The following is a 14,680-nucleotide window of genomic DNA, read 5'->3' as shown; positions in this document are numbered from 1 at the left end:
AGCGACCCGTCCAGTTCTGATCGCCCTCACCCTCGGGCTTGCGGGGTGCGGGGCCGTCGAAGGCGACCGTCATTCCTTCCAGTCCGCCGCCGATCGGATCGCTGCGATCGAGATTCCGATGGACCCGGACGCCCCGAGGCCCGCAACTGCGCACGAAACTCGCGCCGAAACCCAGGGGTTGCGGTCCGCAAAATTCTCGCCCGTGAAAATCGCCCTGATGACGCCCTATGAGATGTGGGACGCCCGCGACGCCATGGCGGGGCGGCTTGGCGCGGACGAAGGGCGGACGGAACCCGAGCCTGACCGGGAACCCGGTCTAAGGGGGGCGGTGACGCGGATGGTCCAACCGGCCGTGCAGCCCGCCATGCGCGCCGCCGCTCCTGCGCTTGTCGAGGCGGTTGATCGGGCCGACAGGCCGGTCTTGCGCCCCGCCGTCATCCGATCGGAGGCGCGGCCGACGTCGTCGGCGGAAGGCCGACTGATCCAGCTGGGCGCCTTTTCCAGCGAAGCTGCGGCGCGGGCCGCCTGGGCGCGGCTGAGAACCCAGGCGGATCTGTCCGACTTTTCGCCGCGATTCGAGGACGTCGAGGTCGCCGGTCGTCGTCTGACCCGGCTGCGGGTTGGGCCTATTCCAACCGAGACCGCCAGCGCCCTGTGCGCGGCCGCCCAGGTGGCCGATCCCTGGTGCCGTCGCGCCGGCTGACCGGCGGGCGTCCCTTCCACCAGAGCAAAGTCCACAGATGGCCGTTAACGCCGCGTTGACGTTTGGCCTCTGTGCGCCGAGTCTAAGGCGTCCGAAGGCCGCGCTGCACTGAGTCGCGTCGGCCGCCACAGAGGGTTTCCTCCATGACGCAGCCACACGTGATCGTCCTCGGCAATGAGAAGGGCGGGGCGGGCAAGTCCACCCTGGCGATCCACATCGTCACCGGCCTGCTGCATGCGGGGCGGACGGTGGCGATCATCGATCTGGATCTGCGCCAGCGCTCCATGCAGCGCTTCTTCACCAACCGTCAGGCTTGGCTGGCCGCGAACGGCCAAACGCTGCCCCAGCCGTTCATGCCCGACATGGGCGACGGCAAGGCCTTGGCCAAGGGCGGGACAGATGAGCAGATCGCGGCCTTCGAAAAGGCCTTCGCCGAGGCTGCGGCCGCAGGCGTGGACGCCATATTGATCGACACCCCCGGCGGCGACACGGCGGTGTCCAGCGCCGCCCATGCGCGCGCCGATCAGATCGTGACCCCCATGAACGACAGTTTTGTCGACTTCGACCTGCTGGGCGAGGTGGACCCAGTCTCGCTGGAGCTGCTGAAGCCCTCCATCTATTCCGAAAGCGTCTGGGAGGCCCGCAAGGTCCGGGCGATCACCCAGGGCCGGCAAGCGACCATCGACTGGCTGGTCGTGACGAACCGTCTCGCCGTCGCCGAGGCGCGCAACCGCAAGCGACTGGAAGAGCGGATGAACAAGCTGGCCAAGCGGGTCGGCTTCCGCGTCGGGCCGGGCTTGCGTGATCGGGTCATCTATCGCGAGCTGTTCCCCTTCGGCCTGACGGTTGCAGACCTGTCCAATGAGGTGCGGCCGGTGGCGGTGTCCCTGGCCCATGTCGCGGCCCGCCAGGAGCTGCGCAATCTGATGAAGGCCATGGGTCTGGAACAGGCCCTGGCGCCGCTGGACGTGGCGGCCTGAAAGGCCGGATGACCGCGTGGCTCTGATTGGACTGGCCCTGGCGGCCGTCGCCGTCTGGGCCCTGGTGCGACTGGGACGACAGACGGAAAGACGTGGTCGGGCCCATTGGCGGGTGACGGCGACCCTGCTCGCGTCTGCGCTTCTGGCCGGCGGGGCTTTGGCGGCCTTCAGGGGCGCTTGGCTGTGGGGCGCAGGCCTCGCGGCGGCGGGCCTCTATCTGGTCTGGTCGTCGCGGATGCGGACGCCCGTACGTTCCGAGCCGATCACCGAGGCCGAGGCGCGCGCAGTGCTCGGCGTCCCTCCGGACGCGGACGAGGCGCAGATTCGCGCGGCTTGGAAACACGCCATGAGCCGCGTCCATCCCGACCAAGGCGGCACGGCCGGGTTGGCGATCCGAGTCAATGCGGCGCGGGACCGCCTCCTGAAGAAGAACAGAGGCGCTTGAGACGCGCGATCAGCCGACCAGGCGAAGCGGCGGCGGCGCGTCCAGCAAGGCTTCCAGGCCTTCCCGCCAACTGGGATAGGCCGGTCGCCAGTCCAGTTCGGCCTTGGCCAGGGCGTTCGAGACCCGCTTGGAATCCAGATAGAAGCGGCGCATCGCCTCGCTGACGCTGTCGTCGGTCCAATCGACTTCCGGCGGACGGGGCAGGCCCATCCGGTCGGCCGCCCATTCCACCACCATATCGGCGGGCGAGGGCTCGTCGTCGGTCAGATTATAGGCGGCGCCGGGCCGGGGGCGGTTCACGGAGGCGAACAGCGCCGACACCACGTCATCGACATGGATGCGGTTGAACACCTGGCCCGGCTTCCGGACCAGTTTCGCCGAGCCGTCCCTCAGCCGATCAATGACGTTGCGGCCGGGGCCGTAAAAACCGGGCAGACGGAAAATCTGGACTGTCAGCCCCATGCCCTGCGCCCCGTCCAGCCAGTCGCGTTCGGCCCGCACTCGACGGGCGCCCTCCAGGCTGGCGGCGTTCAGCGGCCCGTCCTCGAACACCCAGCCGCCGGCTCGGTCGCCATAGACGCTGGTTGATGACACATAGCCGATCCAATCCGGCCAAGCCTGGGACGCGACGGGCGCCAGGGCGCGCAGGCCCGGACAGCCATGGGCGTCCGGCGCCGCAGTGATCAGCACTGCCGTGGCCGATTCCAGCGCAGTCTTGAGGGCGTCAGAGTCTGCAGGATTGATCGCTGAAACACCTTCCGCCGCAAGGGAGCGTCGGCGTTCGGGATCGCGAGAGGTCGCCGCCGCCTGTCCCCCTCGCTTCAAGGCTTCGCGCGCTGCGGCCCGCCCCAGATAGCCGCCGCCGAAGACCAGCAGGGAGGGGGCGGTGACAGGGCGGTTCATCGGCAGGCTCAGGCGGTCAGGATGTTGGGCGAACCGGGCGAACTCGCGCACGGCCGCGCTTGGCTTTCCAGCGCCTTGGCGCGGCGTTGGTTCCAGGCCGAAACGCAAGGGATGCGGTTCAGATCGGCGCGGTCGGCGTAGCGCCGGGCGATCTCGGTGACGTCCTGCATCAGGCCTTCGGCCAGGGTGATCGGCTTCAGCCCCAGTTCGCGGAACTGGTCGTTGGCCACGACCAGATCGTTCTCGTCGGCCTCCTGGCGCGGGTTGGGCACATTGTGGACTTCGGCGCCGGTCATGTCGGCGACCATTCGGGCCAGGTCGCGCACACGTCGGCTTTCGGTCATCTGGTTCAGGATCTTGACCCGGTCGCCGCGTTTCGGCGGATTGTTCAGCGCCAGTTCGACGCAACGCACCGTGTCCTGGATATGGATGAAGGCCCGCGTCTGGCCGCCCGATCCGTGCACGGTCAGCGGATAGCCGACCGCCGCCTGCATCAGGAACCGGTTCAACACCGTGCCGTAATCGCCGTCATAGTCGAAGCGGTTGATCAGCCGTTCGTCCTGCTTGGTCTCGGCCGTCTGGGCGCCCCAGACGATGCCCTGGTGCAGGTCGGTGATCCGCAGGCTGTCGTTGCGGGCATAGAACTGGAACAGCAGGGCGTCCTGCGTCTTGGTCATATGATAGATGCTGCCCGGGTTCGGCGGGAACAGGATTTCCTGCTCGGCCGGGCCGTGGTCGGTGTCCACCGTCACCTTCAGATAGCCCTCGGGGATGCGCAGGCCCGCAGTGCCGTAGCCATAGACCCCCATGGTGCCCAGGTGGGCCAGGTGCACGTCCAGCCCGCTCTCGACGATGGCGGCCAGCAGGTGGTTGGTCGCGTTGATGTTGTTGTCGACCGTGTACAGCTTGTGCCGCGCCGACTTCATCGAATAGGGGGCGGCCCGCTGTTCGGCGAAATGGACCACGCTGTCGGGGGCCAGGTCGCGGATCAGGGCCACCAGACGGTCGAACTCCTTGCCCACGGTCATGTTGACGAAGCCGATGTCGCGGCCCGACACCTCTTTCCAGGCCTTGATCCGCTCGCCCATGGTTCGGATCGGCGTCAGCGACTGGACCTCCAGCTCATTGTCGATATTCCGCCGGCTCAGATTGTCGACGATGGTCACGTCCCAGCCCTGGGCCGAGAGATGCAGGGCCGTCGGCCAGCCGCAGAAGCCGTCGCCGCCTAGAACCAGAACCCGCATGGGAGAAAGCCTCATCGTCGCCTTAAAGACCCTGCCTAGCCCACCCGACGCCTGTCGGCAAAGCGGAGCCGTGGCCCAAGGTGCGACGCTTTGTCGAAAACCCCTTGGAAAGGGACGGCGCACACGCTAAGTCTCTCTCGTCTCCCACTCAAACGCAGCTTTACGGGTTTTCGCCCGGCTGTTCGCGGCTTGAGCCGGCCATGACGGTCGGTCCCCACAGGGCCGGCGCACCATGCGGGCGACAAGGCATTCCGACAGATCGACAATCGGGGATCGGCCCCGAGCGAAACGGAACCACGAAACGGACGGACCCGGCCCGATGGCTTGGCTCCATCCCTGCACACGGTAGCGCGAATGAGAGATTTCAAGGGCATGAAGCGTCAGCGCGGACGCAATCGGAACAAGGCGGGCGCCAATAACGCCAACAACGCCAATCCGAATCGTTCGTGGGATTCGCAAGGGCCCGAAAACATCAAGGTCCGCGGCAACGCCCAGACCGTGTATGAGCGCTATCAGCAGCTGGCCCGTGACGCGGCGTCCAGCGGCGACCGGGTGCTGGCCGAGAACTACCAACAGCACGCCGAACACTATTACCGGGTTCTGCGCGCCCTTCAGCCCCAACGCTCCTTCTCCGACATCGCCGCGCGCGAACTGTCGAACCAGGGCTTCGACATCGATTTCGAAGACGAATCCGGCGCCCAGGCCGCGGCCTTCATGGCGGCGCAGCAGGCGGCGGATCGCCAGGCTCAGGAAGCGGCGGAGCGCGCGGAGCAGTCCCAAAACCGCGACCAGAACCGGGATCAAAACCGGGAGCGCGACTACAATCGCGACCGCGACCAGAACCGCGACCAGAACCGCGACCGCGACGGCCAGTCGCCGCGCGACGACGGCGAGATGCGCGCCGAGGGCGAAGGCGGCGGTCGCCGTGAAAGCCGTCGCGAACGCTGGGAGCGGCGTCGCGAGGAGCGGCAGCGCCGATTCGACACCCAGGGCGAAGGCCAGTCGGGCGAGGGCCGCCCGATCGAAGCGGTCGCCGATGACGCCGCCGCCGCGGCCCAGACCGAGTCGGCGGCTCCGGTCTCGGATCAGAGCGAAGTCCCTCAGCCGGACGAGCGGCCGGCGCGCCGGTCGCGCCGTCCCACCGTTGCAGCCGAAACGGGCGATGATGAGACTCCGACGGCTCTGCCCGGCTTTCTGACCCGCTTGTCCGCCCCCGCTCCGACGGTCGAGGAGGGCGAGCCCGCCCCGCGCCGCCGCGCGCCCCGCCGCAAGGCCGAGGCTGCGGCCGAGAGCGAAGGCTGATCTCCCGCCAAGCCGTGATCTGCGGCTGCGGTCTTGACGCGGGCCGCCGACCAAGGGCCTAAAAGACCGACTTCGCCGCAAGGTCCGTCCCTCGGACGCCTTTTCACAGGGAAGCGTTGATGCGCCAGATACGTCCGCCTTGTCCTTCGCTTCGACGCCTGGCCCCAGGGGCCGGGCTGAAGGGCGGTCTGGCTCTGGCGGGCCTTCTCGCTCTGGCGGCCTGCGCCTCCACCCCGCCGCCGCCTCCGCCGCCGCCGCCGCCCTCTTCCGGAACGGGCGGGGTTTTGATGGATTGGCGCGGCGTCATCACCTCGACCGATCGGGATCGCTATCAGCGTCGTGACGCCGCCTGGGATCTGGCCCTGCAACAGGCGCGACGCCAGCGCGGTTCGGGCGATTTGAACAGTCTGGGCGATCTGATCGATCCGTCCGCCGCACGCCCCGGCGTGACCCCGCCGACCGGCGACTACCGCTGCCGCACCGTGAAACTGGGCTCCCAGGGCGGCGAGGACGGACTGGGCTATGTGGTTTACGGCTGGTTCGCCTGTCGCATCGAACAGACGCCGCGCGGTCTGAAGTTCACCAAATTGACCGGCTCCCAGAGGCCTTCGGGCCTCCTGTTCCCCGAGAACGACCGGCACATGCTGTTGCTGGGGTCCATGGCCCTGGCCCAGGAACCGGCCGCCAACTCCTATGGCCGCAACAGTGATCGCGATCTGGTCGCCGTTCTGGAACGGATCGGCGAGGCGCGCTGGCGTCTGGTGCTGCCGTGGCCGCAGTATGAGTCGAACCTGGACCTGATCGAACTGGTTCCGGCCAAGACCGACTGAACCGCGCGGCGGCTTGACCGTTCGTCTCCTGAACCGATGGAGACGCCGATCATGCGCCGCACCCCGACCTTCTTTGCGCCCTTGCTTCTCGGCTTGGCGGTGTCCGCCTGCGGTGAGAACAGTCCGGGCAGCCGCGCCGAAACCTCGCCGGCCGTCAGCGCGCCCGCCAAAGGCGTCCCCCCGCGCGTCGCGCCGCCCGCGACAGCCGCTGCCGCAGCCGCACCTTCCGCGGCTCAAGACGGGCTTCAAGGCGGAAGCGACGATTGGCGTCAGGTCGCCTCGGCGGCCGACGCCAGCCTGCTCGGTCGATTGGACCAGGCCTGGCGTATGGCCCGCGCCGAGGCCGAGGCCGCCGGCTTCGCCTCTGAGGTCGAGGCCCTGGGCCCGTTGGTCGATCCCAACGCCGGCTTGCCCGATCGCCTTCAGCCGCCTCCCGGCGCCTATCGTTGCCGAACGATCAAGCTGGGGCGGCGCGGGGAGGGAACCGGTCTGGCCTATGTCGACTATCCCTGGTTCGCCTGTTCGGTGGAGACGACCCCAGGCGGGGATCTGGTTCTGACCAAGAAGACGGGGTCGCAGCGGACTCAGGGCCTGCTCTATCCCGACACGGATCGTCGCCTCGTCTATATCGGCGCCCAGGCCCTCAGCGACGCCGAGACCGGCTTTCCCGCCTATGGCGATCGCCCGGAACGCGATCAGGTGGGCGTTCTGGAGCGGATCGGCCAGAGCCGCTGGCGGCTCGTCCTCCCCTGGCCCAAGCAGGAAGCCAAGCTGGAGCTCCTGGAAATCAGGACCTGAAGTCCGCAGGCGCGGCTTCAGGTCTCTGGGTCAACGATTGCCGGTGGAACGCGAAATCGCCGCGCGCATCCCCTCGGCGTGCAGGGCGCCCGAGGGAGCGATCTTCGTGTTTGGGGTCTCGACCGATCCTTGATCCGCTGTGCGGTCTTCGGGCCCGGTCCAGGTTGGGTTCTCGGCCTTGCGCCGGACCGCCTGTCGAAGATTTTCGGTCGCCGTCTTCGCCTTTGCGCCGCCGCTCCGTGGAGACGCCAGGGCTTCGGCGACGCGAGCGATCGCCTCTGTCAGCAGCGCCTTCTTCTCCCGCGCGCCTGTGTCGGCCCCGGCGGTTTCGCCCCGCCCCTGAGCCGAGCGGGCGCGCGTGCGAATCTGGCGCTGCGCCCTGTCCCGCCGCGCCCGCAGTCGGCCGATCAGCTCCCGCAATTCGGCGGGCGATCGGTCGTCCAGGACCTGGCTCTGCTGGACCATCTCCGCTTCGTCGCGGTCGAGCGCGCGGGGAGTGTCTGACTTTGACATGGCTGTCCTTCCTTTACGTTGATGGAAGGACAGCGCTGCCTCGGTCAGGACGTTCCGCCTTGCGCGCCTAGGTCACAGGCCGAACGTTCAAATCCGCGTCAGTCTCAAATCCTGGTAATCGTAGGAGAAGTCGATGTCCGGCGAGACGCCCTTCATCGTCGCCGTGGCGGGCTTGGCGGTCTGGATGTCGAACGTCACGAAGGCGTCTTCCTCCCGCTTGTCCGGGAAGCGGGTGCGGAAGGTCTCGCCGTCATAGGGCTCCAACCAGCCCTGCAAGGCCGGCGTATGGGTGAAGGTCAGCCAAAGGCCGGGCTTGCGGTCGCGCCCCCGGCCGCGGGTCTTGGGCGCGATGACGATGTCGCCGTACCAAGGGTCGCGCCAGGTTCCGGCATAGGCGTCCAGAGGCATGGAGGGCGGCGCCCCGGCCGCCTGTTTGGCGTCGATCTCGGCTGCGGCGGCGATGGATTTGGCGTTCCCCTCCGCCTCCAACCGCTTGGAATCGGCGATCCAGTCGACATCCACCTTGCCCAGGCAGAGGTCGGCGATGCCTGAGCGAAGGGCGCGCAGCAGGAAGCTCTCCTCGGCGTTCGAAAAAATGCTGAACCCAACCTTGCGGCCGGGGATCAGAACGGTCGCGGAAATGCCGCCGGGCGAACCGCCGCCGTGGCTGATCAGTCGCTCGCCGCGATAGTCCTGAACCTGCAGGCCCAGGGCGTAGGTCGAGGCGATGGAGCGGTTGGGCAGTTCCGCCGTCGGGCCCGGCGAGCTGCCGACGATGATGTTGGGACGATACATTTCCCTGGCGGACTCTTCCGAGAACAGTCGCGTCCCGTCGGGCAGCCGCCCCTCGTTCAGCCGCACCGCGATCCATTTGGCCCAGTCGGCCGGGGTGGTGCAGATCCCGCCGGCTGCGGCGGCCGAGTCCCAGTTCCAGACCTCCACGATCGAATCCGCGATCGGCGTCATGGCGCCTTGATAGCGCAGCGGCGGTCCGACCCGGCCGTGGGGCAGGGCGGACTTGGCCGGGTCGGCCAGGCGCGCCAGGGGCACGGTCTCGCTCATGCCGACGCGGTCCAGAATCCGCGTCTGGATGAAGTCTTCCCAGGTCTGGCCCGAGACGGCCTCGATCACCGCCCCCGCGACCACGAACATCAGATTGCAATAGTGGTAGCGAGCGCGGAATCCGTCCTCGATCGGCACGAAGGCGGCCTGGGCCAAGACCTCGGCGCGGGTCCGGTCGCTGTTGGGCCAGAACAGCAGATCGCCGGCGCCCAGGCCGAAACCGGCGCGGTGGCTCAAGGTGTCGCGAACCGTGATGTGGTCGGCGATGTAAGGATCGACCAGCCGGAAATCGGGCAGATAGGTCTTGATCGGCGCGTCCCATTTGACCTTGCCCTCATCGACCAGAATGGCCAGGGCGGCGGCGGTGACGTTCTTGGTGTTGGAGGCGATGGCGAACAGGGTGTGTTCATCGGCGACGGCCGGCTTGCCCTGAACCTTCACCCCATAGCCGCGGGTCAGCACGGCGGCGCCGTCCTTGACCACGGCGATTCCCAATGCGGGCTGGTCGGGCCAAGCGGCCATCGCCTTTTTTACATAGGCGTCGATCGCCTCAGCCAGGGTCGTATCGTCGTTGGCGGCGTTCCAGGCCAGGGCCGGGCGGGCCGCGAGGCTCAGCGGGAGGGCGCCGGCCAGGGCGCGACGACGGGTCAGGTTCAGGGGCAAGGCGCGGGCTCCAACTCTCGATGCGGCGACACGCTAACGCGCCGCTTCGCGCGCGTCACCCATCGCTTTCGGAGCAAGGATGACGAAGGTGTAATGGACCTGTCCAAGATGTAACTTTGCATTGCAAAGCAGGCTCGATACGCAACGATTATCGATAAGCGTCGGAAGCCGTCCGCCGCACCTTCAGGATCATCGGGGATGACGTCGTCCAAACTTGTTCTGCTGCTCGGCGCGGCCTGGGCCGTGCTGCCCGCCGCCGCCCTGGCCCAGGCGCAAACGCCGCAGCCGTCGCAGACGCCCGCGCCGGCTCAGCAGAGACCGACCCAGACGCCGGCTGGGCAGACGCCGGCCGGGCAGACGCCGCCCGCCTCCGGCCAGCCGGCCTCCGACCAGCCCGCCTCGGTCGGCGACGTCACCGTGACGGCGCGCGCCGACGACGTCCGCACCTCGATCGATTCCGTCAGCTACAGCCTGGCCAATGATCTGCAGGCGACCTCCGGCAGCCTGGCCGACGCCCTGCGCAACGTGCCCTCGGTCGATGTGGACTCGGAGGGCAATGTCTCCCTGCGCGGCGACGCCAATGTCACCATACTGGTCGACGGTCGCCCGTCCGGCATTCTGACCGGCCCCGGTCGCGGGCAGGCGCTGATCCAACTGCCCGCCAGCCAATATGCGCGGATCGAGGTGATGACCAATCCCTCGGCCGCCTACAGCCCCGAGGGGTCGGGCGGGGTCATCAATCTGATCACCAAGCCGACGGCGCCCAAGCCGGGTACGCAATCCACCGGCTCGGTGCGGGCGAACGTCGGCGACAACGGCCGCTGGAACGCCGGCCTCAGCGGATCGTGGCAGAAGGACCGACTGACCCTGTCGGGCGACGTCAGCTATCGGTCCGATCCGACGGAGCTGAGCTTCACCCGGACGCGCGAGCAACTGGACCCGACGACCGGCGCCGTGGTTTCGACCACCACCGTCGATCAGCCGATCGAGTCCGAGCAGAACGGCGCCTTCGGCCGCTTCACCGCCGAATACAAGCTGGACGACAAGACCCAGATCACCGGCGAACTGCGCGGCGTGGCCTTCGACGGCACGGGCTCGGCCTCCAGCCTGTTCGAAACACGCAACGCGGGCGGGGCGGTGACGAACGCCTATCGGCGCGAGGGATCGTCGGACTTCGACTTCGCCAACTGGGGCGCCACGGCCCGGGTGCTGCGCCGCTTCGACGGCGACGGCCATGAATGGTCCAACGAACTGCGCTACGATTCCAACAGCAATGAAAACACCAGCCAGGCCCTGACCACCTTCCTGACGCCGGCGGCGGCGGCCCTGTACGAGCGCACTCGGACTGACGTCGATCAGGTCACCTGGGGCTTCACCAGCGCCTATACCCGCCCGATGTCGGACGGCGGCAAGCTGCGCCTGGGCTATGAGCTGAACCTTCAGCGGCCCGAGCAGGACGCCGGCTTTCTGCGTGGCCCGTCCGAGGCCGCCCTGACGCCCGTCCCGGCCCTGAACAACCGGTTCGAGGCCGAGCAGACGGTGCACGCCCTCTACACCACCTACGAACGTCCTCTGGGCGAGAAGCTGTCGGCTCAGCTGGGCCTGCGCCTGGAACAGGCGGACATAGAGATCAAGGATCTGACCGGCGGCGCCTCGGCGTCCCAGGACTATTTCCGCGCCTATCCGACGGCCCATCTGCAATATCAGCTGTCGGCCGAACAGACCCTGCGCGCCAGCTATTCGCGCCGCATCCAGCGGCCCCAGCCCGGCCAGCTAAACCCCTTCGTCGCCTATCAGGACCCGTTGAACGTCCGGTCCGGCAATCCGGACCTGGAGCCGCAGGAGACCGACAGCTTCGAAGCCATGTGGCAGATGCGCAAGGGCCAGAGCTTCTATCAGGCGACGGCCTATCTGCGGAACACCGACAAGGCCTTTACCGACGTGGCGACCGACATCGGCGGCGGCGTCTTCCTGACCCGGCCCGAAAACCTGGGCTCGCGCCAGGACGTGGGGGTCGAGGCGACGGCGAACGGGCGCCTGCTGTCGACCCTGCGCTACAGCGCCGGGGTCAATGTCTTCCGTCAGGAGATCGACTCGGGCGCCGTGGTCGGCGGCGGAGACCGCGAGGCGACACTGGCCAGCGGGCGTCTGAGCCTGAACTGGCAGCCGACGGCCAAGGACTTCGTCCAACTGTCCAGCTTCTGGCAGGGCGACAGCCTCTTGGCCCAGGGGCGGCGCGAGGCCGGCGGCATGGTCAATCTCGGCTATCGCCGCAAGCTGAACGAGCAGCTGTCGTTCAACTTCACCGCGCGCGACCTGTTCAACACCTTCAACACCACCACGATCTATGAGACGCCGCAGTTCCGCGAACGCTCGGAGCAGGACATCAAGCTGCGGGCCTTCTACGTCGGCCTGACCTGGAACTTCGGCGGGCCGCGCCGCCAGCCGGAACAGTTCGACTTCTCGACCGGCCCGACCGGCGGCTGAGACATGACGGCGAAGCGCGGGCGGGGTGAAATCTCCCGCCCGCCACCCCTTGTGTGCCCGACGGGTCACACCATCTGGATTTCACAGACCCGTGTCGTCGCTTCCTGAAAGGGCGGCGCGGGCGAAATCCGCCTGATGAGGGGACACCTATGAATCTCGATCTCTATTCCGACCGCGCCAAACAGGCCGTCCAGTCGGCCCAGTCGCTGGCCCTGGCCCGCCGTCACCAGCAGTTCGCGCCCGAACACCTGCTCAAGGTCCTGCTTGAGGAGCGCGACGGTCTGGCCAGAAACCTGATCACCGCCGCCGGCGGCGACGCCCGCCGCGCCGAGGCCGATGTCGAAACCGCGCTGAAGAAGCGCGCCCAGGTCACCGGCGGCTCGGGCCAGCTCTATCTGGACGGCGACACCGCCCGCGTCTTCGCCGCCGCCGAAGAGTCCTCAAAATCCGCCGGCGACGCCTTTGTCACTACCGAACGCCTGCTGGCGGCCCTGGCCAAGGAGGGCGGAACCGCCGCCCAAGTGCTGAAATCTGCCGGCGTGACCGCCGACAAGCTGGACGCCGCCATCGCCGAGGTGCGCAAGGGCAAGACCGCCGACAGCGCCGCCGCCGAGGACGGCTACGACGCCCTGAAACGCTATGCCCGCGACCTGACCCTGGCCGCCCGCGACGGCAAGATCGACCCGGTCATCGGCCGCGACGAGGAGATCCGCCGCACCATCCAGGTCCTGGCGAGGCGGACCAAGAACAATCCCGTCCTGATCGGCGAACCCGGCGTGGGAAAGACCGCCATCGTCGAGGGCCTGGCCCTGCGCATCGTCAACGGCGACGTGCCCGAATCCCTGCGCGACAAGACGGTGATGGCGCTCGACATGGGCTCCCTGATCGCCGGCGCCAAATACCGCGGCGAGTTCGAGGAGCGGCTGAAGGCCGTGCTGTCCGAGGTCTCGGCGGCCGAGGGCGGCATCGTCCTGTTCATCGACGAGATGCACACCCTGGTCGGCGCCGGAAAGGGCGACGGCGCCATGGACGCCTCCAACCTGCTGAAACCCGCCCTGGCGCGCGGCGAACTGCACTGCGTCGGCGCCACCACCCTGGATGAATACAGGAAGCACGTCGAAAAGGACGCCGCCCTGGCCCGCCGCTTCCAGCCGGTCTTCGTCTCCGAACCGACGGTGGAGGACACGGTGTCGATCCTCCGTGGACTGAAGGAGAAGTACGAGGTCCACCACGGGGTCCGCATCTCCGACAGCGCCATCGTGGCCGCCGCCACCCTGTCGAACCGCTACATCACCGACCGCTTCCTGCCGGACAAGGCCATCGACCTGATCGACGAGGCCGCCAGCCGCGTGCGGATGGCCGTGGACTCCAAGCCCGAGGCCCTGGACGAGATCGACCGCCGCCTGGTCCAACTGAAGATCGAGCGCGAGGCCCTGAAGAAGGAGACCGACCAGGCCTCCCAGCACCGGCTGGAGAAGCTGGAGGACGAGATCGCCGATCTGGAAGGCCAGTCCGACGACCTGACCGCCCAGTGGAAGGCCGAGATGGAAAAGGTCGGGCAGGGCGCGCAACTGCGTGAAACCCTGGACCGTCTGCGTCTGGAACTGACCAACGCCCAACGCGCCGGCGACCTGGGGAGAGCGTCTGAGATCGCCTACGGCCAGATCCCCCAGATCGAAAAACAGCTGGCCGAGGCCGAGGCGAACGAGGCCGACAAATCCGGCCCCCTGACGCCCGAGGTGGTCGACGCCGAACAGATCGCCGCCGTCGTCAGCCGCTGGACCGGCGTGCCGGTCGACAAGATGCTGGAGGGCGAGCGCGAAAAACTGCTGAAGATGGAGGAGGCCCTGTCCGCCCGCGTGGTGGGCCAGGACGAGGCTTTGGCCGCCGTCTCCGACGCCGTGCGCCGCGCCCGCGCCGGCCTGAACGACCCGAACCGGCCGCTGGGCAGTTTCCTGTTCCTGGGCCCGACCGGCGTGGGCAAGACCGAACTGACCAAGGCGCTGGCCGACTTCCTGTTCGACGACGAGGCGGCCATCACCCGGCTGGACATGTCGGAATATATGGAGAAGCACAGCGTCAGCCGCCTGATCGGCGCCCCTCCCGGCTATGTCGGCTATGACGAGGGCGGCGCCCTGACCGAGGCCGTGCGTCGCCGCCCCTATCAGGTCGTCCTGTTCGACGAGGTCGAAAAGGCCCACCCCGACGTCTTCAACGTGCTGTTGCAGGTGCTGGACGACGGCCGCCTGACGGACGGGCAGGGGCGGACCATCGACTTCCGCAACACCCTGATCATCATGACCTCCAACCTGGGCAGCCAGTATCTGGCCGAACAGGGCGAGGGCGAGGATGTGGAGGCCGTCCGCCCCTTCGTCATGGAGGCCGTCCGCGCCCACTTCCGGCCCGAGTTCCTGAACCGGATCGACGAGATCATCCTGTTCCACCGCCTGGGCCGCGACCAGATGGGCGGGATCGTGCGGATCCAGCTGTCACGGTTCGAAAAGCTGCTGGCCGACCGCCGCATGACGCTGGACCTGGACGACGCCGCCCTGGCCTGGCTCGCCGACCGCGGCTACGACCCGGCCTATGGGGCGCGGCCGCTCAAGCGGGTGATCCAGAAGGAGTTGGTGGACCCGATTGCGCGCAAACTGCTGGCCGGCGAGATCGAGGACGGCGGGGTGATTGCGGTCACGGCCGGCGAGGGCGGGTTGGAGATCGGGAAGGCGCGGGTGCATTGAGAGCTAGAAATC

At 68.1% G+C, this 14,680-nt stretch carries 12 protein-coding genes; 8 read left to right on the top strand and 4 right to left on the bottom strand.

The features are described 5' to 3' along the window. Positions 1 to 202 precede the first annotated feature (202 nt). The 3 genes from JL11_RS14120 (at position 203) to JL11_RS14110 (ending at position 2,128) form a co-directional block, all read left to right on the top strand. Complete coding sequence (locus tag JL11_RS14120) at positions 203 to 703, top strand: SPOR domain-containing protein (protein ID WP_054766207.1); 501 nt, start codon at positions 203 to 205, stop codon at positions 701 to 703. 143 nt (positions 704 to 846) lie between these two features. Next, positions 847 to 1,683: a division plane positioning ATPase MipZ gene (locus JL11_RS14115; protein WP_054766206.1), complete on the top strand. Its 837-nt coding sequence runs from the start codon at positions 847 to 849 to the stop codon at positions 1,681 to 1,683. Between the two features lie 16 nt (positions 1,684 to 1,699). Then, positions 1,700 to 2,128, top strand: a complete 429-nt coding sequence (locus JL11_RS14110) for a molecular chaperone DnaJ (protein ID WP_082382722.1) — start codon at positions 1,700 to 1,702, stop codon at positions 2,126 to 2,128. Between the two features lie 9 nt (positions 2,129 to 2,137). On the opposite strand, the gene JL11_RS14105 is transcribed toward JL11_RS14110, so the two are convergent. Both JL11_RS14105 and JL11_RS14100 read right to left on the bottom strand, forming a co-directional pair. Beyond that, positions 2,138 to 3,031 carry an SDR family oxidoreductase gene (locus JL11_RS14105; protein WP_054766998.1) on the bottom strand — a complete coding sequence of 298 codons (894 nt, stop codon included), beginning with the start codon at positions 3,029 to 3,031 and terminating at the stop codon, positions 2,138 to 2,140. Positions 3,032 to 3,039: 8 nt separating this feature from the next. Further along, positions 3,040 to 4,275, bottom strand: a complete 1,236-nt coding sequence (locus tag JL11_RS14100; protein WP_054766205.1) for an NAD-dependent epimerase/dehydratase family protein — start codon at positions 4,273 to 4,275, stop codon at positions 3,040 to 3,042. 354 nt (positions 4,276 to 4,629) lie between these two features. Here JL11_RS14100 and JL11_RS14095 point away from each other — a divergent pair, with 354 nt between their 5' ends. From JL11_RS14095 to JL11_RS14085, 3 genes are all read left to right on the top strand, one after another. Beyond that, complete coding sequence (locus JL11_RS14095) at positions 4,630 to 5,577, top strand: DUF4167 domain-containing protein (RefSeq protein ID WP_054766204.1); 948 nt, start codon at positions 4,630 to 4,632, stop codon at positions 5,575 to 5,577. Positions 5,578 to 5,696: 119 nt separating this feature from the next. Beyond that, positions 5,697 to 6,407, top strand: coding sequence for a DUF4893 domain-containing protein (locus JL11_RS14090; RefSeq protein WP_054766203.1), 711 nt, complete (start codon positions 5,697 to 5,699; stop codon positions 6,405 to 6,407). 51 nt (positions 6,408 to 6,458) lie between these two features. Continuing rightward, a complete protein-coding gene (locus JL11_RS14085) occupies positions 6,459 to 7,205 on the top strand; it encodes a DUF4893 domain-containing protein (protein ID WP_197273312.1) in 747 nt (248 codons plus the stop codon). 30 nt (positions 7,206 to 7,235) lie between these two features. Here the strand turns inward: JL11_RS14085 and JL11_RS14080 are convergent, their stop codons facing one another. Continuing rightward, a complete protein-coding gene (locus JL11_RS14080; RefSeq protein WP_054766201.1) occupies positions 7,236 to 7,718 on the bottom strand; it encodes a hypothetical protein in 483 nt (160 codons plus the stop codon). 87 nt (positions 7,719 to 7,805) lie between these two features. Continuing rightward, the gene (locus JL11_RS14075) at positions 7,806 to 9,443 is read right to left on the bottom strand and encodes a serine hydrolase (protein WP_054766200.1); all 1,638 of its coding nucleotides are present in this window, start codon (positions 9,441 to 9,443) and stop codon (positions 7,806 to 7,808) included. A gap of 198 nt (positions 9,444 to 9,641) precedes the next feature. Between JL11_RS14075 and JL11_RS14070 the strand changes: the two genes are divergently transcribed. Both JL11_RS14070 and clpB read left to right on the top strand, forming a co-directional pair. Then, positions 9,642 to 11,930, top strand: coding sequence for a TonB-dependent receptor domain-containing protein (locus JL11_RS14070; protein WP_054766199.1), 2,289 nt, complete (start codon positions 9,642 to 9,644; stop codon positions 11,928 to 11,930). 149 nt (positions 11,931 to 12,079) lie between these two features. After that, on the top strand, positions 12,080 to 14,668 hold the full coding sequence (gene clpB / locus JL11_RS14065) for an ATP-dependent chaperone ClpB (RefSeq protein ID WP_054766198.1): 2,589 nt from the start codon (positions 12,080 to 12,082) through the stop codon (positions 14,666 to 14,668). Positions 14,669 to 14,680 lie beyond the last annotated feature (12 nt).

The organism is Brevundimonas sp. DS20 (genome assembly GCF_001310255.1).
In the GTDB taxonomy this organism is placed as follows: Bacteria; Pseudomonadota; Alphaproteobacteria; order Caulobacterales; family Caulobacteraceae; genus Brevundimonas; species Brevundimonas aurantiaca.
This window is presented reverse-complemented; position numbering and strand designations above follow the sequence as displayed.

Coding starts and splice junctions, on each gene's coding strand:
- JL11_RS14115 (WP_054766206.1), top strand. CDS start 847: ATGACGCAGCCACACGTGATCGTCCTCGGCAATGAGAAGGGCGGGGCG.
- JL11_RS14105 (WP_054766998.1), bottom strand. CDS start 3,031: ATGAACCGCCCTGTCACCGCCCCCTCCCTGCTGGTCTTCGGCGGCGGC.
- JL11_RS14100 (WP_054766205.1), bottom strand. CDS start 4,275: ATGCGGGTTCTGGTTCTAGGCGGCGACGGCTTCTGCGGCTGGCCGACG.
- JL11_RS14095 (WP_054766204.1), top strand. CDS start 4,630: ATGAGAGATTTCAAGGGCATGAAGCGTCAGCGCGGACGCAATCGGAAC.
- JL11_RS14090 (WP_054766203.1), top strand. CDS start 5,697: ATGCGCCAGATACGTCCGCCTTGTCCTTCGCTTCGACGCCTGGCCCCA.
- JL11_RS14085 (WP_197273312.1), top strand. CDS start 6,459: ATGCGCCGCACCCCGACCTTCTTTGCGCCCTTGCTTCTCGGCTTGGCG.
- JL11_RS14080 (WP_054766201.1), bottom strand. CDS start 7,718: ATGTCAAAGTCAGACACTCCCCGCGCGCTCGACCGCGACGAAGCGGAG.
- JL11_RS14070 (WP_054766199.1), top strand. CDS start 9,642: ATGACGTCGTCCAAACTTGTTCTGCTGCTCGGCGCGGCCTGGGCCGTG.
- clpB (WP_054766198.1), top strand. CDS start 12,080: ATGAATCTCGATCTCTATTCCGACCGCGCCAAACAGGCCGTCCAGTCG.